The sequence below is a fragment of the Pseudomonas sp. PVC-3-1 genome, assembly GCF_057444315.1.
Map to the genome: position 1 here is coordinate 927,444 of NZ_CM172023.1, position 22,407 is coordinate 949,850.

The 22,407-nt window shown below is 66.2% G+C and carries 21 protein-coding genes; 10 read left to right on the top strand and 11 right to left on the bottom strand.

Features of this window, described 5'->3' with window-relative positions; genetic code table 11:
- Positions 1-160: 160 nt before the first annotated feature.
- The gene (gloA2, locus tag AC2T4A_RS04475; RefSeq protein ID WP_478376909.1) at positions 161-547 is read left to right on the top strand and encodes an SMU1112c/YaeR family gloxylase I-like metalloprotein; all 387 of its coding nucleotides are present in this window, start codon (positions 161-163) and stop codon (positions 545-547) included.
- A 106-nt stretch (positions 548-653) separates the two neighbouring features.
- Here the strand turns inward: gloA2 and AC2T4A_RS04480 are convergent, their stop codons facing one another.
- Entirely contained in the window at positions 654-1,595 is a 942-nt protein-coding gene (locus AC2T4A_RS04480) for an AraC family transcriptional regulator (protein WP_416744069.1), read from the bottom strand.
- 311 nt (positions 1,596-1,906) lie between these two features.
- Between AC2T4A_RS04480 and AC2T4A_RS04485 the strand changes: the two genes are divergently transcribed.
- On the top strand, positions 1,907-2,224 hold the full coding sequence (locus AC2T4A_RS04485) for a putative quinol monooxygenase (protein WP_416744070.1): 318 nt from the start codon (positions 1,907-1,909) through the stop codon (positions 2,222-2,224).
- Between the two features lie 29 nt (positions 2,225-2,253).
- Here AC2T4A_RS04485 and AC2T4A_RS04490 read toward each other — a convergent pair whose 3' ends face one another.
- The 5 genes from AC2T4A_RS04490 to AC2T4A_RS04510 all read right to left on the bottom strand — a co-directional run bounded on the left by AC2T4A_RS04490 (position 2,254) and on the right by AC2T4A_RS04510 (position 7,660).
- Complete coding sequence (locus tag AC2T4A_RS04490; RefSeq protein ID WP_486742805.1) at positions 2,254-4,638, bottom strand: TonB-dependent receptor; 2,385 nt, start codon at positions 4,636-4,638, stop codon at positions 2,254-2,256.
- A gap of 233 nt (positions 4,639-4,871) precedes the next feature.
- The gene (locus AC2T4A_RS04495) at positions 4,872-5,813 is read right to left on the bottom strand and encodes a FecR family protein (protein ID WP_486742806.1); all 942 of its coding nucleotides are present in this window, start codon (positions 5,811-5,813) and stop codon (positions 4,872-4,874) included.
- On the bottom strand, positions 5,810-6,331 hold the full coding sequence (locus AC2T4A_RS04500; protein ID WP_416744074.1) for a sigma-70 family RNA polymerase sigma factor: 522 nt from the start codon (positions 6,329-6,331) through the stop codon (positions 5,810-5,812). The genes AC2T4A_RS04495 and AC2T4A_RS04500 overlap by 4 nt, the downstream gene beginning before the upstream one ends.
- Positions 6,332-6,434: 103 nt before the next feature.
- Positions 6,435-6,767 (bottom strand): DOPA 4,5-dioxygenase family protein, encoded by a 333-nt coding sequence (locus tag AC2T4A_RS04505; RefSeq protein ID WP_486742807.1) that lies wholly within the window; start codon positions 6,765-6,767, stop codon positions 6,435-6,437.
- Entirely contained in the window at positions 6,764-7,660 is an 897-nt protein-coding gene (locus AC2T4A_RS04510; RefSeq protein ID WP_416744078.1) for a choline sulfate utilization transcriptional regulator, read from the bottom strand. The genes AC2T4A_RS04505 and AC2T4A_RS04510 overlap by 4 nt, the downstream gene beginning before the upstream one ends.
- A 129-nt stretch (positions 7,661-7,789) precedes the next feature.
- On the opposite strand from AC2T4A_RS04510, the gene betC reads away from it, so the two are divergent.
- Genes betC through AC2T4A_RS04525 form a run of 3 tightly spaced genes read left to right on the top strand, consistent with a single transcriptional unit; the run spans position 7,790 to position 11,846 of the window.
- Positions 7,790-9,307 carry a choline-sulfatase gene (betC, locus tag AC2T4A_RS04515; protein WP_486742808.1) on the top strand — a complete coding sequence of 506 codons (1,518 nt, stop codon included), beginning with the start codon at positions 7,790-7,792 and terminating at the stop codon, positions 9,305-9,307.
- Positions 9,308-9,337: 30 nt separating this feature from the next.
- Entirely contained in the window at positions 9,338-10,279 is a 942-nt protein-coding gene (locus AC2T4A_RS04520; protein WP_486742809.1) for a choline ABC transporter substrate-binding protein, read from the top strand.
- A gap of 7 nt (positions 10,280-10,286) precedes the next feature.
- A complete protein-coding gene (locus AC2T4A_RS04525) occupies positions 10,287-11,846 on the top strand; it encodes a SulP family inorganic anion transporter (RefSeq protein ID WP_486742810.1) in 1,560 nt (519 codons plus the stop codon).
- A gap of 139 nt (positions 11,847-11,985) precedes the next feature.
- On the opposite strand, the gene aroE is transcribed toward AC2T4A_RS04525, so the two are convergent.
- On the bottom strand, positions 11,986-12,807 hold the full coding sequence (gene aroE / locus AC2T4A_RS04530) for a shikimate dehydrogenase (protein WP_486742811.1): 822 nt from the start codon (positions 12,805-12,807) through the stop codon (positions 11,986-11,988).
- 157 nt (positions 12,808-12,964) lie between these two features.
- Positions 12,965-13,879, bottom strand: coding sequence for an oxygen-dependent coproporphyrinogen oxidase (gene hemF / locus AC2T4A_RS04535; protein WP_478376918.1), 915 nt, complete (start codon positions 13,877-13,879; stop codon positions 12,965-12,967).
- Between the two features lie 182 nt (positions 13,880-14,061).
- Between hemF and AC2T4A_RS04540 the strand changes: the two genes are divergently transcribed.
- A complete protein-coding gene (locus tag AC2T4A_RS04540) occupies positions 14,062-15,039 on the top strand; it encodes an NADPH:quinone reductase (RefSeq protein ID WP_486742812.1) in 978 nt (325 codons plus the stop codon).
- Between the two features lie 103 nt (positions 15,040-15,142).
- Here the strand turns inward: AC2T4A_RS04540 and tsaC are convergent, their stop codons facing one another.
- The 3 genes from tsaC to AC2T4A_RS04555 all read right to left on the bottom strand — a co-directional run bounded on the left by tsaC (position 15,143) and on the right by AC2T4A_RS04555 (position 17,999).
- Positions 15,143-15,700 carry an L-threonylcarbamoyladenylate synthase type 1 TsaC gene (gene tsaC, locus AC2T4A_RS04545; protein WP_486742813.1) on the bottom strand — a complete coding sequence of 186 codons (558 nt, stop codon included), beginning with the start codon at positions 15,698-15,700 and terminating at the stop codon, positions 15,143-15,145.
- A gap of 41 nt (positions 15,701-15,741) precedes the next feature.
- A complete protein-coding gene (gene dprA / locus AC2T4A_RS04550; protein WP_486742814.1) occupies positions 15,742-16,842 on the bottom strand; it encodes a DNA-processing protein DprA in 1,101 nt (366 codons plus the stop codon).
- Between the two features lie 131 nt (positions 16,843-16,973).
- Positions 16,974-17,999 carry a LysM peptidoglycan-binding domain-containing protein gene (locus AC2T4A_RS04555; RefSeq protein WP_416744091.1) on the bottom strand — a complete coding sequence of 342 codons (1,026 nt, stop codon included), beginning with the start codon at positions 17,997-17,999 and terminating at the stop codon, positions 16,974-16,976.
- A 138-nt stretch (positions 18,000-18,137) separates the two neighbouring features.
- Between AC2T4A_RS04555 and def the strand changes: the two genes are divergently transcribed.
- The 4 genes from def to trkA all read left to right on the top strand — a co-directional run bounded on the left by def (position 18,138) and on the right by trkA (position 22,387).
- Complete coding sequence (gene def, locus AC2T4A_RS04560; protein ID WP_017518883.1) at positions 18,138-18,644, top strand: peptide deformylase; 507 nt, start codon at positions 18,138-18,140, stop codon at positions 18,642-18,644.
- Between the two features lie 72 nt (positions 18,645-18,716).
- Positions 18,717-19,661 (top strand): methionyl-tRNA formyltransferase, encoded by a 945-nt coding sequence (gene fmt, locus AC2T4A_RS04565; protein ID WP_486742815.1) that lies wholly within the window; start codon positions 18,717-18,719, stop codon positions 19,659-19,661.
- A complete protein-coding gene (gene rsmB / locus AC2T4A_RS04570) occupies positions 19,658-20,968 on the top strand; it encodes a 16S rRNA (cytosine(967)-C(5))-methyltransferase RsmB (protein WP_486742816.1) in 1,311 nt (436 codons plus the stop codon). Before fmt ends, rsmB begins: the two co-directional genes overlap by 4 nt.
- A 45-nt stretch (positions 20,969-21,013) precedes the next feature.
- Positions 21,014-22,387 carry a Trk system potassium transporter TrkA gene (trkA, locus tag AC2T4A_RS04575; protein WP_205338353.1) on the top strand — a complete coding sequence of 458 codons (1,374 nt, stop codon included), beginning with the start codon at positions 21,014-21,016 and terminating at the stop codon, positions 22,385-22,387.
- Positions 22,388-22,407 lie beyond the last annotated feature (20 nt).

Sequence of the window (22,407 nt, forward strand, 5' to 3'; positions counted from 1 at the left end):
GACATCCTGTCGACCGTGATTTTGGGGGTGGCGGCGGGATGCTAGCAGGCGCACTGCCATCACTCCAGCGTCGTCAGCGACCGACTTCACAGCGCCAGCATTGACCCGCCGGGCATGGCTGGCAGGATAGAGCGCTCCCCCTGTCCGAGAAGCCTCTGCCATGGCCCTGCTGCACAGCCTCCATCATGTCGCCCTGATCTGCTCGGACTACCCGCGCTCCAAACACTTCTATACCCAGGTGCTGGGCCTGAAGGTGGTCGCCGAGACCTACCGTACCGCCCGCGACTCCTGGAAGCTCGACCTGGAACTGGGCGATGCGCGGCTGGAGCTGTTCTCTTTCCCCGGCGCGCCAGCGCGGCCTTCCTACCCGGAGGCGCAGGGGCTGCGCCACCTCGCGTTCGCCGTGGATGACCTGGCAAGCGCCGTGACCCACCTGGAAAGCCACGGCGTTGCCTGCGAGCCGATCCGCGAGGACGAGCTGACCGGCAAACGCTTCACCTTCTTCGCCGATCCGGATGATTTGCCGCTGGAGCTTTACGAGCGTTGATGCCCACCGACTAGCCAGCGCCCTGTAGGAGCGAGCTTGCTCGCGAACCCGCCCAGCATCGGAGCTGCCGGCAAAATCGTTCGCGAGCAAGCTCGCTCCTACCAATTCAGGCCGGCACCGCCTCGCTGCCCAAAGCCCCTCGCAGGCTCGCCAGGTCGCGCAGCGGCGGCGCGCCGAACAGGCGGCTGTACTCGCGGCTGAACTGCGACGGGCTCTCGTAGCCGACGCGATGCCCGGCCACCGCCACCTCCAGCCCTTCCGACAGCATCAGGCGACGGGCTTCCTGCAGGCGCAGTTGCTTCTGGTATTGCAGCGGGCTCAGCGCGGTCACTTCCTTGAAGCGATGGTGCAGGGTGGACACGCTGAGGTTCACCTCGCGGGCCAGATCCTCGATACGCAGCGACTTGTCGTAGTTGCGGTTGAGCCACTCGATGGCACGGGTAACGCGGTGGGTCTGGCTGTCGGTCATCGCCAGGTCGTGCAACAGGTGTCCCTGCGGGCCGCGCAGCAGGCGGTAGAGGATTTCGCGGACGAACAACGGCGCCAGCATCTCGATGTCGCGCGGGGTGTCCAGCAGGCGCATCAATCGCAGCAGGGCGTCGAGTACGGTGCAATCCAGGCGCTGCAGGTAGATGCCACGGCTGGCCGGGCGCGGCGCAGTGCCGGCCAGGCCGGCCTCGGCGATCAGCCGGGTCAGCTCGCCGGGGTCGATGTCCAGGCGGATGGACAGGTAGGGCTTGTCCGGCGAGGCCTCGATCACCTGGCCGGAGACCGGCAGCGTCACCGACACCACCAGCAGGTTGAGTTCGTCGTAGCGATAGACCTCGCTACCCAGGCGCACTTCCTTGCAACCCTGGGCGATCACGCACAGGGCCGGACGGTACAGCGTCGGCATGCGGCCTTCGTTGGGGCAGTCACCGCGGGCGACCAGCAGGGAATCAATGGCAGTTTCGAAGAGACCTTCACCCTGGCAGTGGCGCTGGATGATGTCGGCCAGCTCCTGGCGGCCGGCGGCGATGGGATCAAAGGCGGGAACGGACTGGGACATGCACAGGACCTCCAGTGGCGGCGCACGCAGCTTACGCCCACGGCGCATGCGCGCGTGTGACAGTAAGGCAGCCGCTGGAGGATCAGGCAAGCAATCGGCAGGAATGGACAAGTCATCCCGCCATCGGGTCGCGCACCGTGGCGGTGCAGAGGCCGGAAACACCCGGTTTCAGACGGCGGCGAATGTCACGCAGGATCAGGCAAGAAGACGGCAGCATCCGGATAACGCCCGGCCCTGGCGTGGCCGTAATCTTCCTGTCAGTCGTCCGAGGAGCCACCTCGGACCTCTTCCTGTAGCGCGGAGGACAGGACATGCACTGGCAAACACCCATCGAACACGAACTGCAGATTCATCCCCGGCTGGGGCACGAAGCGGAACTGGGGGCCTTGATCGACAACCTCATCGACGGCGCCCGCCGTGCGCCGGGATGCCTGCGTTGCCAACTGGTGGCCCGGGACAGCGACCAGCCATGGCTGCTGCAGGGCAGCTGGAAAGACGAGGAGGCGCTGCTGGACTACTTCGCCACGCCCTCCTTGCAGCTACTCGGCGAAGTGCTCTTGTGCCACTGCCGAAGCCTCAGCGGCGGCATAGTGGAAACCCTCGATCAGGCCACCGGAAAGGTGGCCTGAGTCTTTTCAGGTAGAGCGCTTTCAGACACTCAATATTCCAGGCTCCAGCCCAGCGTGAAGGTACGGCCTCGACCCTGGTAGTCGTAGAGATAGGCCGGCCCGTAGGTCGGCGAATAGAACAGCGCGGCACGCTGGCCCCAGACGGTGCTGTACTGCTTGTCCAGCAGGTTCTGGATACCGGCGCTGAAGGTACCGAAGCCGGTCTTCTGCTCGCCCATCAGGTCAAACGTGGTGTAGCCGTCGATCTCATGGTCCGCATCGTCCTTCAGGTTGAACGCGTGCTGGGCCTGCAGGCGCGCACTGCGCTCGCCATCACCCCAGCCGACGAAGGTGGTGGACTTGGACAGCGACGCGTAGCGCGCATCGCGCTTGATCCAGTCGCCATCGGCATCTTCTTCTTCCGAGCGCACCAGGTGCAGCGTGGTGCCGCCCTGCCAGCCGTTGTCGAAGTAGCGGGTGACCGCGCCCTCGAAGCCGAAATCGCGGCTCTTCTGGTCTTCCACGTCGATGGTCAGGGTCGCCATGTCGGTGGTGATGATCTTGTCCGACCAGATGTAATACACCGCCGCCTGCGCCTGCCACTGCATGTCGCTGTAGCGCCAGCCGGTCTCGACCTGGCGGCTCTTGATGCCGGCCAGCGGGTTGTCGTCCACCGACAGCCCTGCCTTGCCGTAGTACTTGGCCGGGTCGGGCAGGTCGAAGCCTTCGCTGTAGTTGGTCCACAGCTGATGGCCGTTCTTGAAGTCGTAGATCGCCCCGAGGTTGAACAGGTTGACCTGGTAGTCGTTGCTGCCGCCGGGCACGCCTTTGAAGTCGTCCACCTCGACGTCCATCTTCTGGTGGCGTGCGCCACCGGAAATGGTCAGGTTGTCGGTGGCCTTCCAGTCCAGCTGGCCGTAGAAGGACAGGCCATCGACGATGTAGCTCGGGTAGCGCGGCGCGCTGCTGGCGGTTTCCAGGTCCAGGCCGCCACTCTCGGAGGACAGGCGCTGGTCGAAGACCTTCTGCTCGGCGTTGAAGCGCTCGTGGTCGAAGTCCACGCCATAGGTGAGCTTGAATGCATCCCACTGCTTGCTGAACAGGCCCTTCAGGCCGCTGACCTCGAAGTTCTGCTGCGAGCCGGCGAAGTACACGCCCTTGGAGCCGGTCGGCTTGCCGGTGTTGTAGTAGGGGAAGGGGTAGAAGTTGTCGTCTTCCTTGCGGTAGTACGCCTGCAGGTAGAAGTCCTGCTCCAGCAGGTTGCTGTGGTGGTAGTTGGCATTGAGCAGCACACGACGCGAGCGCGGCTCGAGATCGGTGTCCAGGCCGCTGCGGATTTCCGCATCTTCCAGGTTCGACGGGGCCTGGTACTTCAGGTTGGGAAAGTAGATGCCGGTACTGCCGTCGTTGCCCGAGTCGTAATACTGCGCCAGCAGGTCGAGGCTCTGCTCGTCGGTGAACTGCGCGGTGAGGTTGCCCATGACGTCGACGGTGCGGTTGTACTGCAGGTCGGTCTGGGTGTTGTCGATGAAGATCTGGTTGCCGCCGCCGTCGTAGAAGGCTTCGTTCTTCTCTGCCGAGACGCCCAGGCGGCCCACGACACGGTCGTTGCCGCCGCTGATGGACTGCGCGGCGCGGGTCGACAGGTCATCGCTGTTATTGAAGCCGCTGGTGGCGCCCAGCTGCGTCTCGAAGCGCGCATCACCGGCCGCGCCCTTCTTGGTGATGATGTTGATGATGCCGCCGGTGGCGCCGCCACCGTAGATGGCGCTGGCGCCGGAGAGCACTTCGATGCGCTCGACGTTGAACGGCGAGATGCTGTCGAACTGGCGCGACAGGCCACGCGAGCTGTTCTGGCTGACACCGTCGATCATCACCAGCACGTTGCGCCCGCGCATGTTCTGGCCGTAGTTGGTGCGGCCCTCGGGCGCCAGATCAAGACCGGGAACCAGCTTTCCCACGGCCTCCTTCAGGCTCACGCCGGTGTCCAATTGCTCGCGCAGCTGAGTCTGATCGACTACCCAGACGGTACCGGGAATCGAGCTGATGTCGGTGGGCGTGCGCGCCGCCACGCTGATCTGCATTGGTGCCAGGCTCAGGGCGGCGGAATCGTCCTTCTCGCGCTTGAGCAGCACGGTGCGCTCGTCGGTGAAGCGCCAGCTCACGCCACTGCCGGAGAGCAGCTGATTGAGCGCCTCTTCGGTGGTGTAGGTGCCGTCCAGCCCTTCGCTCTGCAGGCCCTGGATGTCCTCGGAGTTGAATAGCAGGTGCAGCCCGGCCTGGTCGGCGAACTGGGTCAACGCGCTGTCCAGGCTGCGCGGGGCGATATGCAGCTCGACGGCGGCAGCGTTCGCGGCGTGGACGACGGGCGCGGCGGCGCCGAGCATGGAAGCGAGCAGAATCGCGCGGTGCAGCGGGGACGGACGGTAATGCATGCGGGTGAAATCCGTTCTTGTGTGGACAGGGTCGCGTATTGAGAATTTTTCGCGTTCCTGCCTACGACGAAACGGTCATGCAAACCTTGCAGTGCTGAATGGAAAATATTTTCATTTTCTTGGCACAGAACGAGACTTCACCTGTAGGAGCGAGCTTGCTCGCGAACAGATTTCCCGGCGGGTCTTCGGTCGGGCGGTTCGCGAGCAAGCTCGCTCCTACGAAAAGCGCGACGTCAGGTTTTTGGGGCGGGGCGGATCAGCACCAGCCAGGGCATATGGGTGACCTTCACCGGCTGCAAACGCTCCAGAGTCTTGAGCAAGGCATCCGGGTCCTTGAGGTCGAACACGCCGCTGACCTTGTGCTGGCGCAGCGCGCTGTCGGTCAGCACGATGCGGCCGGGCACGTAGCGCTCCAGTTCATCGAGCACTTCGCCCAGCGGGCGCTGGTTGAAGATCAGCTTGCCGCGCTGCCAGGCACTGGCGCTGGACAGGTCCAGGGGCTGCACTGGCTCCGGCACGGCGGCCTCGCGGTAACTCAGTCGCTCGCCGGCGGACAGCCGCACCGGCGCGCTTCCGGCACTGTTCACCTGCACCACGCCTTCGGTTACATCCACGCGCACCTGTGGCCCACGGCTGTCCACATCGAAGCGCGTGCCCACGGCGCGCACTTCGCCGCCCTTGGCTTCGACTATGAAGGGCCGCGACGCGTCCTTCGCCACTTCGAACAAGGCTTCGCCGCTGTGCAAACGCAGGCGCCGCTGCTGCGGGCTGAAGTCCACGGACAACGCGCTGCCGCTGTTCAGCCACACGCGGCTGCCGTCGGCCAGCTCCAGCATCCGCCGCTCGCCGGTGCGCGTCGCGTAATCGGAGTACAGCCCGGCCAGCGGTTCGGGCAGCGCGATGGTGACGGCGAGCGCCGCGACACAGGCCGTCGCGGCCAGCGCCAGCCAGCGACGCGGACGCCGGGCGCGACGGCGGTACTCCTCGGCAGTGCGGGTTTCCGGCAGCGCGCCCCACAACATCTCGGCCTCACGGGCGGCGCGCTCGTGTTCCGGGCTCTGCCCGCGCCAGCGCAGGAACTCCATGCGTTCGGCGGCCCCGGCGCTTCCCGACTGCAGGTGCACCAGGCGCTCGATGGCTTCATCGCCCAGCAGGTTCTGTTCGACGCCGCTCATGGCGCGTCCCCCTGGCGCTGCGCCCAGTCACGGCAATGGCGCATGGCCTGGACGATGTACTTGCCCACCATGCTCTCCGACACTCCCAGACGCTGGGCGATCTGCGCATGGGTGAGGCCGTCGAGGCGGTTCATCAGCAGCGCTTCGCGGGCCTTCGACGGCAACTGGTCGAGCGCGGCGTCCAGATGTTCCAGCGCCTCATGGGCGAGCAGACGATGCTCCAGCCCGGAGGCGGGGTCGCTCAGGTCGCTGGCGGCGGCTTCATCGACATGCAACTCGGCCAGCCGGCCCTCGCGGCGAAGATTGTCGATGGCGATATTGCCGGCGACGCGGAACAGGTAGGCACGCGGGTCCTGCACCTCGGCTTCGGCAGGATGGTCGGCCAGACGCAGCCAGGTGTCCTGGGCGACGTCGGCAGCGCGCTGGTTGTCTCCCAGCCTGCGGGCGAGGAAGCGCATCAGGTCCGCGTAATGCGCCTGGAAGCTCTGCAGCAGGGAGGAGGAAGCGAAGCGCCGCATGATGGCCGAAATACCCCGAAAAACCGGCCAACGTCTGTCAGACCGATGCGAAGGGACGGCAGCATACACCGAATCGAGAATTATTATCGAATGCAAAAGCGTGTCAGCTCGTGAACTGCGAAAGGTCCAGCGGGCGCACTTCGCCCATCCACATGGCGTAGTCGCGGTGGTCGCGCAGATCGTTGCCGGTGTTGGGGTGGACGAAGATCACCAGGCCATCGCGGTTCAGCGCCAGCCACGGCACCAGGGTGGCGAAGGTGGCGTTGTCGAAGGCCAGTTGGCAACTCCAGTCCGGGTGCGGGCCGACCGGTCGTTCGTGGACACGGCCCATCCTTGCGCCGAAGCGGCGTGCCGCCTCTTCGCACAGCGCACGGGCGCGCTCGATATTGCCAGCGTCGAAATAGACGTGGGCGTGGAAGTCCTGAATCTCGGTCATCGGTCCTGCTCCAGTTCAGCCTGCAGCCAATCGACGAAACGCTGCACCAGGCGCATGCGCCGTTTGCGTTCGGGCAGCACGGCGTAATAGCCGAAACGCGATTGCAACGCTCCGGCAATGGGCCGGCACAGTAACCCCTGCTCCAGCAATTCGTCGACCAGGTGCCGCCAACCGATGGCCACACCCTGCCCGGCGATGGCCGCCTGGATCAGCAGGGTGTAGTTGTCGAAACGCAGCCCGGCCGGGCCCGGCGCCGAGTCGATGCCCAGCTGGCGATAGACGCCGGCCCAGTCGAACCAGCGGCTGGAGGCTTCGGGCTTCAGGTGCAACGTCGGCAACGTCGTAAGCGCCTGGGGCGACAGTGGCAGCTCGCGGCCTTCCAGCAGCCGCGGACTGCACACCGGGAAGACTTCCTCGCTGAACAGGCGCAACGCCTCGCCATGCTTGAAGCGCCCATCACCGAAGGCGATGGCGACGTCGATATCGCTACGCAAGGAGATCGGACTACGGTCGCTGCTGATCAGCCCGACATCCAGCTCCGGATGGGCCTGCCGGAAGCGCGGCAGGCGCGGCATCAGCCAGTAGGCGGCAAAGGCGAAGTCGGTGGCGACCTGCAGCACCTCGTGGGGATGCTTGGCGGTGATGGCGGCGATACCGGCGTCGATGCTCTCCAACCCGGCCTGAACGTGCTGCTGTAGCACCTGTCCGCTTTCGGTGAGGGCGATGCCGCGGTGGATACGGTCGAACAGACGCACGGCGAGGAGTTTCTCCAGGCGCTTGATCTGCTGGCTGACCGCCGGCTGGGTGGTGCCCAGCTCGCCGGCGGCGGCGGTGAAGCTGAGCAGCCGGGCGGCGGACTCGAACACGCGCAGCAGTTCCAGCGGCACGCTCATGGCTTTCTTTCACATAAGCAGGCGTTATCCGAAGCATGCCGCACCATGCGCTTTACCCTCTATCCATCAACCAACAGACTCATACCGCACAGAATCCCATAACAGCGCCAACAGGATAAGCCCAACGCCATGAAGCGCCAGCGCCCGAACATCCTCTTCATCATGGCCGACCAGATGGCCGCGCCGCTCCTGCCCTTCTACGACACCCAGTCGCCGATCAAGCTGCCCAACCTCTCGCGCCTCGCCGGTGAAGGCGTGGTGTTCGACTCGGCCTACTGCAACAGCCCGCTCTGCGCGCCCTCGCGCTTCACTCTGGTAAGCGGCCAGTTACCGACCAGGATCGGCGCCTGGGACAACGCCGCGGAGTTTGCCGCCGACATTCCCACCTATGCGCACTACCTGCGGCGCCTGGGCTACCGCACCGCGCTCTCGGGCAAGATGCACTTCTGCGGCCCGGACCAGTTGCACGGCTACGAGGAACGCCTGACCAGCGACATCTACCCCGCCGACTACGGCTGGGCGGTGAACTGGGACGAGCCGGACGTGCGCCCGAGCTGGTACCACAATATGTCCTCGGTGCTGCAGGCCGGCCCGTGCGTGCGCACCAACCAGCTCGATTTCGACGAGGAAGTGGTGTTCAAGGCGCGCCAGTACCTCTACGACCATGTGCGTGAACACCCCGAGCAGCCGTTCTGCCTCACCGTGTCCATGACCCACCCGCACGACCCCTACACCATCGGGCGCGAATACTGGGACCTGTACCGCGACGAGGACGTCCCGCTGCCCTCGGTGCAGATCGCCCAGGGTAAGCAGGACCCGCATTCCCAGCGGCTACTGAAGGTGATCGACCTGTGGGGCCAGGAAATGCCCGAAGAGAAAGTCCGCGCCGCGCGCCGCGCCTACTTCGGCGCCTGCAGCTATGTCGACGCGCAGATCGGCGCGCTGCTGCGCACCCTGGAAGATTGCGGCCTGAGTGAAGACACGCTGATCGTGTTCTCCGGCGACCACGGCGACATGCTCGGCGAGCGCGGCCTCTGGTACAAGATGCACTGGTTCGAGATGGCCGCCCGCGTACCGCTGCTGGTGCACGCGCCCAAGCGTTTCGCCCCGCATCGGGTCAGCCAGTCGGTATCCACCGTGGACCTGCTGCCAACCCTCGTCGAGCTGGCCGGCGGGCAGCTCGAACCTGGCATCGATCTCGACGGCCGCTCGCTGCTGCCACACCTGCAAGGCGCAGGCGGCCATGACGAGGTGATCGGCGAATACACCGCCGAAGGCACCGTCAGCCCGCTGATGATGATCCGTCGCGGTGACTTCAAGTTCATCTACTCGGAACAGGACCCATGCCTGCTGTTCGACGTGAAGAACGACCCGCGCGAACTGGAAAACCTCATGGACTCGCCCGCCCACGCCACCCTGGTACGCGACCTGCTGGGTGAGGCACGCGCCCGCTGGGATATCTCCGCCATCACGCAACGGGTGCTGGCGAGCCAGCGTCGCCGCCGGCTGGTGGCCGACGCGCTGACCCACGGCACGCTGAAAAGCTGGGACCACCAGCCCATGGTCGACGCCAGCCAGCAGTACATGCGCAACCACATCGACCTCGACGATCTGGAGCGCCGCGCCCGCTATCCGCAACCGAAATAACAACCACAACAAGCCGAAGGGGAAGGGAGCATGACCAAGCTATTCACCGTACGACACGCATCGACGTTGTTGCTGGCCGGCGCACTCGCGCTGGGCGGTCCGCTGGCCTGGGCCGAAGATGAAGCCTGCAGTACGGTGAAGCTGGCCGATCCGGGCTGGACCGACATCGCCGTCACCAACGGCATCGCCGCCTTCCTGCTCGAAGGCCTGGGCTACCAGGTGAAGATCGACACTCTGTCGGTGCCCATCACCTACGGCGGTTTGCGCGACGGCCAGGTGGACGCCTTCCTCGGCAACTGGATGCCGGCGCAGCAGGGTTTCCATGACCAGTTCATCGCCAGCAAGCAGGTCACCCAACTGGCAAAAAACCTCGAAGGCACCGAGTTCACCCTGGCCGTGCCGACCTACGTGTGGAATGCCGGAGTAAAAACCTTCGCCGACCTGGACCAGCACGCCGACCAGTTCAACAAGAAAATCTACGGCATCGGCTCCGGCGCACCGGCCAACCAGTCGATCCAGAAGATGATCAGCGGCGACGAATTCGGCCTGGGCGACTGGAAGCTGGTGGAATCCAGCGAACAGGCGATGCTCGCCGAGGTGGGCCGCGCGGTGAAGCGCGAGCGCTGGGTGGTATTCCTCGGCTGGACGCCGCACCCGATGAACGTGAAGGTCGACATGAAGTACCTCACCGGCGGCGAGAAGTACTTCGGCAGCACCGGCAACGTGTTCACCGTCACCCGCAACGGCTACACCGAGCAGTGCCCGAACAGCGGGAAGCTGCTGGCCAACCTGTCCTTCGACCTGAAGATGGAGAACGCCATAATGGCCGAGGTGCTGGAAAAAAACGTGAAGAACGCCGACGCGGTGAAGGCCTGGATCAAGGCCAACCCGCAGAGCCTCGACACCTGGCTGCAAGGCGTGAAGACCCGCGATGGCGGCGACGCCCTGGCGGCCGTGAAGGGCAAGCTGTAGGCCGTCGATGGAGCGCCTGATCCGCCTGCTGCCCTTCCTCGCCTGGCTGCCCCGGGTCAGCGGGCGCGATGTGCGTCGTGACCTGGGCGTGGGCCTATCCGGCGCGGTGCTCGCCCTGCCGCAGTCCATGGCCTACGCGCTGATCGCCGGACTTCCGGCGGAGTACGGGCTCTACGCGGCGATGCTGCCGGTGCTGATCGCCTGCCTGTGGGGTTCGTCGAAGCATATGGTTGGCGGGCCCACTGCGGCGATCTCGGTGGTGCTGTTCACCGCCATCGCACCACTGGCCGCGCCGGGCAGCACGCAGTTCATCCAGTATGCGCTGCTGCTGACCTTCCTCGCCGGGCTGTTCCAGTGGCTGCTGGGCCTGTTGCGCTTCGGCGTGCTGGTGAATTTCGTCTCGCACTCGGTGCTGCTCGGTTTCACCTGCGGCGCTGCGCTGGTAATCGTGATCGGCCAGTTGCCTTACCTGCTCGGCATCAGTGCTGCGGGGCAGGGCACGGCGCTGACCAGCGCCGCCGCACTCTGGTGGAAGCTGCCGCAGTTCCATGGGCCTTCGCTGCTGGTGGGATGGGTCAGCCTGGCGCTGAGCCTCGTGGTGAAGTGCCTGTGGCGACGCGGGCCGGCATTGCTGGTCGGCCTGTTCGGCGCCAGCGCGCTGGTCTGGGCGATGCCGACGACCTTTGCCGAGGTCGCCAGGGTGACCGCCTTCCGTAGCGCACTGCCGCCGCTCAGCCCGTTGTCGTTCGATCTGTCCGCCATCGCCCAGTTGCTCCCTGCCGCCGTCGCCTGCGGCATGCTCGGGCTGGTCACCAGCCTGTCGATTGCCCGCGCGCTGGCCGCGCGCTCGCACCAGGCGCTGGATGCCAATCAGGAAGCGCGTGCGCAAGGGTTGTCCAACCTGATCGGACCGTGGCTGTCCGGCACGCTGTCCGCCGGCTCCTTCACCCGTTCCGGGCTGAACCAGGAAGCGGGCGCGCGCACGCCGCTGGCCGGGGTCTTCTCCGCACTGTGGGTTGCGCTGCTGGCCGTGGCCGGCGCCGGCCTGATCACGCACATCCCGCTGCCAGCCATGGCCGCCGGCATCCTGCTGATCTGCTGGAACCTGATTGATCGGCCTGCCCTGCGCGCACTGTGGAAAGGCAGCCGCGCGGAATCCCTGGTGATGCTGCTGACCCTCGCCGCGACCTTGCTGCTGCCGCTGCAGAACGCCGTCTACGCCGGCGTGCTGGCCTCGCTGTTCTTCTACCTCAAACGCACCTCGCAGCCACGCGTACAGCAGTGGGAGAGGGGGGACGAAGAGGTGCTGCGCATCGAAGGCTCGATCTTCTTCGGCGCCTGCGATTACCTGCAGAAACGGATGCAGCACAGCCGCAGCGAACGCCTGGTGCTGGATGCCCACCACGTGAACTTCATCGACTTTGCCGGCGCGCAGATGCTGCAGCAGGAAGCCCGCCGCCTCGCGAGCGAAGGCCGCAGCCTGGTCCTGCGCAACGCCCGGCCACGGGTGCGCGCGGAGCTGGAAAAGCAGATGGGGAAGGGTGGGGTGTTGCAGGTCGAGGAATAGAGCCGGGCTTCATCTGTAGGAGCGAGCTTGCTCGCGAACAAATTCTCCGGCGACTCAGATGCTGGGGCGTGGTTCGCGAGCAAGCTCGCTCCTACATAAGCCCCACCGCACCATCAATCGTGTCAGCGGATTTACGCGATCAACCCTTCAGCTGACGGCGCAACTCATCGAGGACCGGCGCCGAATTCGGCCGTACGCCGCGCCACAGCAGGAAGGCTTCCGCCGCCTGCTCCACCAGCATTCCCAGCCCGTCGATGCAGCGCGCCGCGCCGTGTTCGGCGGCCCAGCGGTTGAAGGCAGTCACGTCCTTGCCGTACATCATGTCGTAGCAGACGGTGTGGCCCGGCTTGATCAGCGCCGGGTCGATGGGCGGCAGCTCGCCGGCCAGGGAAGCCGAGGTGCCGTTGACGATCAGGTCGAAGGGCTCGTCCTTCAAGTCGAAACCGCCGCCGCGCACGCCGCCCAGATCCTTGAACTCTTCCGCGAGTTGCTCGGCCTTTTCCGCCGTACGGTTGGCAATCACGATGCAAGCCGGCTGCTCGGCGAGGAAGGGTTCGAGAATGCCGCGCACGGCGCCGCCGGCCCCCAGCACGAGAATGCGCGCACCATGCAGGGCGACGCCGTGGTTCACCGTCAGGTCGCGGGTCAGCCCGGCGCCATCGGTGTTGTCGCCCAGCAGTCCACCGCCTTCGAGCTTCTTCAACGTATTCACCGCGCCGGCCCGCCGCGCACGCTCGCTCAGCTCGGTGGCCAGGCGGTAGGCGTCTTCCTTGAACGGCACGGTGACGTTGCCGCCCAGGCCCTGTTCGAAGAACTCACGGGCGTTCCCGGCGAAGTCGTCCAGCGGCGCCAGCCGCGCGTCATAGCTCAGCGCCTGGCCGGTCTGCTCGGCGAACAGGCGGTGGATCTGCGGCGATTTGCTGTGGCCGATGGGGTTGCCGAAGACGCAGTAGCGGTCCATGGGAAGTCCTGGGGCGTGACAATCGAAAGGCCGAGAGAGTGCCGGTTTTTCCACTTCGGTGCCAGACGGTGTTCGCGAGCAAGCTCGCTCCTATAAGAGCAGCTTCGGGGCTACTTGTAGGAGCGAGCTTGCTCGCGAACCGCCCGAAAAGCGAAGGTCAGGCCTGGCCCAACCAGTCGCGATCGGTGAGGAAGTACTCGGTCAGGCGCGCTTCCTCGCTGCCCGGCTCCGGCTTCCAGTCGTACCCCCAGCGCACCTGCGGCGGCAGCGACATGAGGATCGACTCGGTGCGCCCGCCCGACTGCAGGCCGAACAGGGTGCCACGGTCATAGACCAGGTTGAACTCGACGTAGCGGCCGCGGCGGAAGGCCTGGAACTCGCGCTGCTGCTCGGTATAGGGGGTGTCCTTGCGCTTGCGCACGATGGGCAGGTAGGCGTCGATGTAGGCATCGCCGATGGCGCGCAGGAAGGCGAAGCTGGTGTCGAAGTCCCACTGGTTCAGGTCGTCGAAGAACAGGCCGCCCACACCGCGCGGTTCGTTGCGGTGCTTGATGTGGAAGTAGCGGTCACACCATTCCTTGTAGCGCGGGTAGACATCCTCGCCGAAGGGCGCGCAGGCGTCGCGGGCGACCTGGTGCCAGAGCACGCAGTCTTCTTCATGGGCGTAGTAGGGCGTCAGGTCGAAGCCACCGCCGAACCACCACACAGCCTCTTCACCTTCCTTCTCGGCGATGAAGAAGCGCACGTTGGCGTGGGAAGTCGGCACGTGCGGGTTGGTGGGGTGGATCACCAGCGACACGCCCAGCGCCTGGAAGCCGCGCCCGGCCAGTTCCGGGCGGTGCGCGCTGGCACTCGGCGGCAAACCGGCACCGAAAACGTGGGAGAAGTTCACGCCGCCCTTCTCGATCAGCGCGCCGTCGCCGATCACCCGCGTCCGACCACCGCCGCCTGCCGGCCGCTGCCAGGCATCCTCGATGAAGCGGGCGCTGCCGTCCTCGGCTTCGAGTGCGGCGCAGATGCGGTCTTGCAGGTCGAGCAGGTAGGCCTTCACGGCCTCGATGCGATCGGTCACGAGAATCACCTTGGAGCGGGAAAGCCACGCGTGGCGCGGGCCGGAGCGAAATTTGGGGGCGAAAACGGGCGCAAGCATACCATCGCCGCGGGCAAAGCTGGTCTTGACGCCCGTCATGCGGGCGGCTTGGATGAAAGTCTTTTCCCCGGCGAGGCAGCGCCTCGCGCCATCAGGAGAGCGACATGGCCAAGCGTGTTCAATTCGCCAAGACCGGCGGCCCGGAAGTCCTCGAAATCGTCGACTACACCCCGGCCGAACCCGGCCCGAATGAGGTGCGGGTTCGCAACCGGGCCATCGGCCTCAACTTCATCGACACCTACTACCGCAGCGGCCTGTATCCCGCGCCGAGCATGCCGTCCGGAGTCGGCACCGAGGGTGCCGGCGAGGTGGAGGCGGTGGGCAGCGCGGTAACCAGCGTGAAAGTCGGCGACCGCGTCGGCTACGCCACCGGCCCGCTCGGCGCGTATTGCGAGCAGCACACGCTGCCGGCCGCCAGCGTGGTGAAGCTGCCCGATGCGATCACCTTCGAGCAGGCCGCCGCCGTCATGCTCAAGGGCCTGACCGTGCAGTACCTGCTGCGCCAGACCTACAACGTGCAGCCGGGCCAGACCATCCTCTGGCACGCGGCCGCCGGTGGGGTCGGGCTGATCGCCTGCCAGTGGGCGAAGGCCATCGGCGCGCACCTGATCGGCACCGTGAGTTCAGCCGCCAAAGCCGAGCTGGCTAAAGCCCACGGCGCCTGGGCAACCATCGACTACAGCCACGAGAACGTGGTGGAGCGCGTACTGGCGCTGACCGACGGCAAGAAGTGCCCGGTGGTCTACGACTCGGTGGGCAAGGACACCTGGCTGACCTCGCTGGACTGCACCGCGCAGCGCGGTCTGGTGGTGAGCTTCGGCAATGCCTCCGGCCCGGTGGACGGGGTGAACCTGGGCATCCTCTCGCAGAAGGGCTCGCTCTACGTCACCCGCCCGACGCTGTTCGGTTACGCCAGCACGCCGGAACGCCTGCAGGCCATGGCCGACGACCTGTTCGGCATGATCACCAGCGGCAAGGTGAAGGTGGAGATCAACCAGCGCTTCGCCCTGGCCGACGCTGCCAAGGCGCAGACCGAGCTGGCAGCGCGGCGCACCACCGGCTCGACGATTCTGCTGCCCTGATCACGGCAAAAGAGCGTTCGCGAGCAAGCTCGCTCCCACAGGGAGCTTCCGCTCTTGTAGGAGCGAGCTTGCTCGCGAACCCAATGACGCCCTGTTATCCGCCTTACGACGGGCGAACGGTCTCTCCGGTCCGCAGGTCGCGAATCAGGCTCGGGTTACGGCGCCCGCCCAGGACACCGCCGAGCACGCCATCCAGCTCGCCACGGAAGTACTGCTCGACGCGCAGGCGGCTACGCGCGGCCGGGCGGCCGGCGGGGTTGGCGGACGTGGAAATCAGCGGGCCGGTAAAACGGCACAGCTCACGCACCAGCGGATGATCGGTGACGCGCAGGGCGACGGTATCGTGCTCGCCGGTCACCCACTCGGGCAGGCGACCCTGGTGCGGCACCAGCCAGGTGTTCGGACCGGGCCAACTGGCGGCAAGCTTGTCCTTCCAGGCTTCGGGCAGGTCGTCGAGAAGGAAGTCGAACTGGCGGATGTCGCCAGCCACCACGATCATGCCCTTCTCCACCGGGCGCGCCTTGATCGCCAGCAGGCGGTACACGGCATCGGCGCTCCATGGGTCGCAGCCCAGGCCCCAGACGGCTTCGGTCGGGTAAGCGATCACACCGCCATCGCGCACGACCTGGGCCATGCGCTGGGTACGCCAGTTACTGTACATCGGGAATTCCTCGGATCTGCGATGCGCCGCAGTTTACGTGCTCAAGGGGCGCGATGCACCCAGACGCCGGCCTCGCAGGCCACCCGCCCGTCCAGCTCCAGTTCGGTCAACTCCACCAGCACCTGCGGCAGCTCCAGGCCGCTGCGCAACGCCAGCTGCTCGCTGCTCTGCGGGGCCGCGCGGAGCAGGTCGACCAGGGGGTGGGGCGGCATCTCAGGCGCGAGTGCCACCACCGGCGCACACTGCGTCCATCCCCGCAGACCTTCGAGGATATGCTCGACCGTCTCCACCAGCGTTGCGCCCTGGCGGATCAGCTCGTGGCAACCGCGCGCGCCGGGGTGATGGATCGAACCGGGAATCGCATAGACCTCGCGGCCCTGTTCGGCAGCCAGGCGCGCCGTGATCAGCGACCCACTGGACGGGCTGGCCTCCACCACCAGGGTGCCCAGGGCCAGGCCACTGATGATCCGGTTGCGCCGGGGGAAGTTCGACGCCTGCGGCGCACAGTTCAGCGGCAGCTCGGAAATCACCGCGCCGCCGCTCTCGACGATGCGTTGCGCCAGCCCGAGGTGACGACGCGGGTAGAGATGTTCCAGGCCCGTGCCCAGCACGGCGACGGTGCCCCCGCCGCTCTCCAGCGCTCCCTCATGGGCCGCGCCGTCGATGCCCAGGGCCAGCCCACTGGTGATTACGAAGCCGCCGCCAGCCAGGCTGCGGGCGAATGCCCGCGCGGTGTCCAGCCCTGGCTTGCTGGCCCGGCGACTGCCGACCATCGCCAACTGCGGTCGCTCCAGCAGGCTCGGCTCGCCGGCCAGGAACAGCATCGGTGGAGCATCACTGAGCTCCGCCAGCAGCGCGGGATAACCCGGCGCGTCCCACATGACCAGATGATGCTCGGGCGCCTCCAGCCAGCGCAGTGCCTCGGCAGCCTGTTCACGAATGCCGGCATCGCGGCGCGGCTGCGCACAGGCAGCCGGCAGACCCAGGGAGCGCCACGCCGCAGCCGGCGCGCTCAAGGCGGCGGATGCCGAACCGAAGGCTTCGAGCAGACGGCGAAAGCGGCGAGGGCCCAACTCGGGCAGCGCGTGCAGGCGCAGCCGCGCTTCGAGCTCGGCCGGGGAGAGGGTCGGGTCAACGGACATGGCGCAATCCTTGGCGTGGGGAAGACTGCCGGACTATGCCGCGCCGCGCAGCGCCCCCGCTGTCGGACCCTTCCGGATCGCGCCCACAAAAAACCCCGCCGAAGCGGGGTTTTCTTCAAGTCACTCGCGCATCAGGGATTCAGGACGCGGTCGTTGACTTCCAGCGAGCGGGTAGCGGTCAGCACCAGGCCGTAGCTCAGGCGGTTGTAGGTGCGGAAGATCATCACCAGGCCCGAGCGTTCGTCCGGGATCTTCACCATTTCTTCGGTGACGCGGTCACGCACGGTTTCACCCAGCTTGTAGATCGCCAGCACGTTGCCTTCGGCCAGGCCGTCGCGGGTACCCTTGTCGATGGTCACCACGTCGTACTTGCCGATCTGCGTCACGCCGCGCGGTACGTCGATGATGGTGCCCTTGATCGGGGTGCTCGGTTCGCTGGGCATGAAGGTCGAGGTGATCGCGCGCTCCTCGGTGGGGAACAGACGGTCGCCCGGACGGACTTCCTGGGTCGAGCGGGTCACGTTCAGGGTGGCGACATCGCCTTCCTTCGCCGTGACGTTGGCGCCACCGATATCCATGGCGTCGATGCCCAGGAGCTCGTTGGTTTCCGGATCGGTGTAGACTTTGGCCTGGCGGAAAATGCCGTAGCTGCCTTCTTCGGACAGCGAGTTGCCACGGGCATAGGCGCGATCACCGGCGCCACTGATCACACTCTCCTGATCACCAGCGACCACGTAAGGGGCGTTGGAGAACTCGGCATCGCTATCGACGATGCGGTTGGAAAGCAGGAAGGCATTGATCTTGTCCAGCGGGATGGTCGGGATCGCCTCGGCGATCGGGGTGCTGCGCACCCGCGGCGACAGCTTGATGGTCCCGCGCGACTCGCCGCGGTTGAGCATCAGGCGCGGCTGGCCATCGATGTACGTAAGACTCAGCACGTCACCCGGGTAGATCAGGTGCGGGTTTTGAATCTGCGGATTCACCTGCCAGATTTCCGGCCACTTCCACGGCTTGCTGAGGAACTTGCCGGAGATGTCCCAGAGGGTGTCGCCCTTCACTACGGTATAGCGATCCGGATGGCCTTCCTTGAGCTGCACGGCAGCCTGCGCCACCCCGCCTGCGGCGAGCAGCAGCAGGGCGAGTAGTGTTTTCCTCATGCGGTGAATCCCTTTATTATGTGTACACATGAAACGCCTGGAAGCCGCCCCTACCGCGCTTTCCAGCCGTTTTTCGATGCTGCTCAGCATATTAGCAGCCGATTTTGACTTTATTCCACAAGTGCATCACAAACGTATATGGCCATTCTGAACATTCTCGAATTCCCCGATCCGCGCCTGCGGACCATCGCCAAGCCGGTCACGGTCTTCGATGACGCCCTGCGCACACTGATCGACGACATGTTCGAGACCATGTACGAGGCGCCGGGCATCGGTCTTGCGGCGACGCAGATCAACGTGCACAAGCGCGTCGTGGTGATGGACCTGTCCGAGGACAAGTCCGAACCCCGGGTCTACATCAACCCGGAGTTCGAATACCTCACCGAGGAAATGGACCAGTACCAGGAAGGCTGCCTGTCCGTGCCTGGCTTCTACGAAAATGTAGACCGTCCGCAGAAAGTGCGGATCAAGGCCCAGGACCGCGATGGCAACCCGTTCGAGGAAGTCGCCGAGGGTCTGCTCGCCGTGTGCATCCAGCACGAGTGCGATCACTTGAACGGCAAGCTGTTCGTCGACTACCTGTCCAACCTCAAGCGCGACCGCATCCGCAAGAAGCTGGAAAAGCAGCACCGTCAACAGGCGTGACCCATCCCCAGAGGCTTGCCCCGGCAAGCCCCCGCTCAGCTCTTTCATAGAGAGCTTTTTTGTGAGTTCGATATGAGCAAGAGACTGCGCATCGTCTTCGCCGGCACGCCGGAATTCGCCGCCGAGCACCTCAAGGCCCTGCTGGATACGCCGCACGAAATTGTCGCCGTCTACACCCAGCCGGACCGCCCGGCCGGCCGCGGCCAGAAGCTGATGCCCAGCCCGGTCAAGCAGCTCGCCGTAGAGAATGGCTTGCCAGTGCTGCAACCGCCGACCCTGCGCGATCCCGGCGCCCAGGCCGAACTGGCCGCGCTCAAGCCGGACCTGATGGTGGTGGTGGCCTATGGGCTGATCCTGCCGCAAGTGGTGCTGGATATCCCGCGGCTGGGCTGCATCAACAGCCACGCCTCGCTGCTGCCGCGCTGGCGCGGCGCCGCGCCGATCCAGCGCGCGGTGGAAGCGGGCGATGCCGAAAGCGGTGTCACCGTGATGCAGATGGAAGCCGGCCTGGACACCGGGCCGATGCTGCTCAAGGTCAGCACGCCGATTTCCGCCGAGGACACTGGCGGCAGCCTGCATGACCGTCTGGCCGAGCTCGGCCCGAAAGCCGTGGTCGAGGCCATTGCCGGTCTCGCCGCCGGCACGCTCGAGGGCGAAGTGCAGGACGATGCCCTGGCCACCTACGCGCACAAGTTGAACAAGGAAGAGGCACGCATCGACTGGTCGCGCCCGGCCGACGAACTGGAGCGCCGCATCCGCGCCTTCACGCCCTGGCCGGTCTGCCACACCACTCTCGGCGAGGCAGCCCTGAAGGTTCTCGGTGCCAAGCCGGCACAAGGCAAGGGCGAGCCCGGCAGGATCCTCGACGCCCGCCGTGACGGCCTGCTGGTTGCTTGCGGTGAAGGCGCACTGCTGCTGACCCGCCTGCAACTGCCCGGCGGCAAGCCACTGGCCTTCGCCGACCTGTTCAATAGCCGCCGCGAGCAATTTGCCGCCGGACAGGTGCTGGGCCAATGAGCACCAATCCCCGTCTGGCGGCCGCTCGCGCCCTCGCCGCCGTGCTCGCCGGCCGCGCTTCGCTGGGCAGCTCGCTGCCGACCCAGCTGGAGAACGTCGAGCCGCGCGACCGCGGCCTGGTGCAGGAGCTGGCCTTCGGCGCCGCGCGCTGGCAGCCGCGCCTGTCCACCCTCGCCGCACGCCTGCTGCAGAAGCCGTTCAAGGCCGGTGACCGCGATGTCGAGGCCCTGCTGCTGGTCGGCCTGTACCAGCTGCTCTACACCCGCATTCCTCCCCACGCGGCCATCGGCGAGACCGTCGGCTGCGCGGACAAGCTGAAGAAGCCCTGGGCCAAGGGTCTGCTCAACGCCGTGCTGCGCCGCGCCCAGCGCGAGAGCGAAACCTTGCTCGCCGAGGTCGACAAGGACCCGGCAGCACGCCTGGCACATCCGCGCTGGCTGCAGAAAGCCCTGAAGAAGTCCTGGCCGGAACAGTTCGAAGCGATCTGTGCCGCCAACAACGCCCATCCGCCGATGACCCTGCGGGTGAACCGCCGTCACGGCAGCCGCGATGCCTATCTGGAGGAGCTGAACCGCGTCGGCTTCGAATCGACCGCCTGCGAATTCAGCCGCGACGGCATCAATCTCGTGCAGCCGTGCGACGTGCGCGAGCTGCCCGGCTTCGCCGAAGGCCGCGTCAGCGTGCAGGACGAGGCCGCGCAACTGGCCGCCGACCTGCTGGAACTGGCACCGAACCAGCGCGTACTGGACGCCTGCTGCGCCCCCGGCGGCAAGACCTGCCACCTGATGGAAGCCGAACCTGCACTGGCCGGCGTGGTCGCCGTGGACCTGGAGGAAAGCCGCCTGGTGCGCGTTCGCGAGAACCTCGCGCGCCTGCAGCTCGACGCCCAGTTGTTCGCCGCCGACGCCCGCGACACGGCCAAATGGTGGGACGGCAAGCCATTCCAGCGCATCCTGCTGGATGCCCCGTGCTCCGCCACTGGGGTGATCCGCCGCCATCCGGACATCAAGCTGACCCGCACCGCCGAAGACATCGAGGCGCTGGCGCAGCTGCAGGGCGAACTGCTCGACGCACTGTGGGCGACCCTCGAAGTCGGCGGCGTGATGGTCTACGCGACCTGTTCGGTCATGCCGCAGGAAAACAGCGAGCAGATCGCCGCGTTCCTCGGTCGCACCCCCGGCGCCCGCGAGCTGGACCTGCCCGGCCCCTGGGGCATCAAGCAGCCGCACGGTCGCCAGTTGTTCCCCCAGGAGAAGGGGCACGACGGCTTCTACTATGCCAAGCTGATCAAGATTTCGGCCAAGTAACAGGCGCCGACTCCCAACGGATCGAAACGGAAAGCACCCCGCTCCATGAAGATCATCATCCTCGGTGCCGGCCAGGTCGGCGGCACTCTGGCCGAGCATCTGGCCAGCGAAGCCAACGACATCACCGTGGTCGACACCGACGGCGAACGCCTGCGCGACCTCAACGACCGCCTGGACATCCGAACCGTTCACGGCAAGGCCTCGTTCCCCACTGTGTTGCGCCAGGCCGGCGCCGACGACGCCGACATGCTGGTGGCGGTGACCAACAGCGACGAGGTGAACATGGTGGCCTGCCAGGTCGCCTACACCCTGTTCAACACTCCGACGCGCATCGCCCGCGTGCGCGAGGCGGCGTACCTGACCCGTGCCGGTCTGTTCGACAACGAAGCCATTCCGGTCGACGTGCTGATCAGCCCCGAGCAGGTGGTGACCAACTACATCAAGCGCCTGGTGGAGTATCCCGGTGCCCTGCAGGTGATCGACTTCGCCGAGGGCAAGGCGCAGCTGGTGGGCATCCGTGCCTACTACGGCGGCCCGCTGGTGGGCCAGGAGCTGCGCCAGCTGCGCGAGCACATGCCCAACGCCGATACCCGCGTGGCGGCCATCTACCGCCGCAACCGGCCGATCATCCCTCAGGGCGACACGGTGATCGAAGCGGACGACGAGGTGTTCTTCATCGCCGCCAAGGCCCACATCCGCGCGGTGATGGGCGAGATGCGCCGGCTGGAGGACAGCTACAAACGCATCATCATCGCCGGCGGCGGCAACATCGGCGAGCGCCTGGCTGAGGCCATCGAGAACCGCTACCAGGTGAAGATCATCGAGATGAACCCGGCACGCTGCCGGCACCTCTCGGACAACCTCGACAGCGCCATCGTACTGCAAGGCAGCGCCTCCGACCGCGACCTGCTGCTGGAGGAGAACATCGGCGAAACCGACCTGTTCCTGGCCCTGACCAACGACGACGAGGCCAACATCATGTCCTCGCTGCTCGCCAAACGCCTGGGCGCGCGCAAGGTGATGACGCTGATCAACAACCCCGCCTACGTCGACCTGGTGCAGGGCGGCGAGATCGACATCGCCATCAGCCCGCAGCTGGCGACCATCGGTACGCTGCTGACCCACGTCCGGCGTGGCGACATCGAGAGCGTTCACTCCCTGCGCCGCGGCGCCGCCGAGGCCATCGAGGTGGTCGCCCATGGCGACGCCAAGTCGAGCAAGGTGATCGGCCGCAAGATCAACGAAGTCCAGCTGCCGCCGGGCACCACCATCGGCGCGGTGATCCGCGACGACGACGTGCTGATCGCCCACGGCGAGACGCAGATCGAGTCCGGCGACCACGTGATCCTCTTCGTGGTCGACAAGAAACGCATCCGTGACGTCGAGCGACTGTTCCAGGCGGGTCTGACCTTCTTCTGATTGACCTCAGGGCCGCCGCT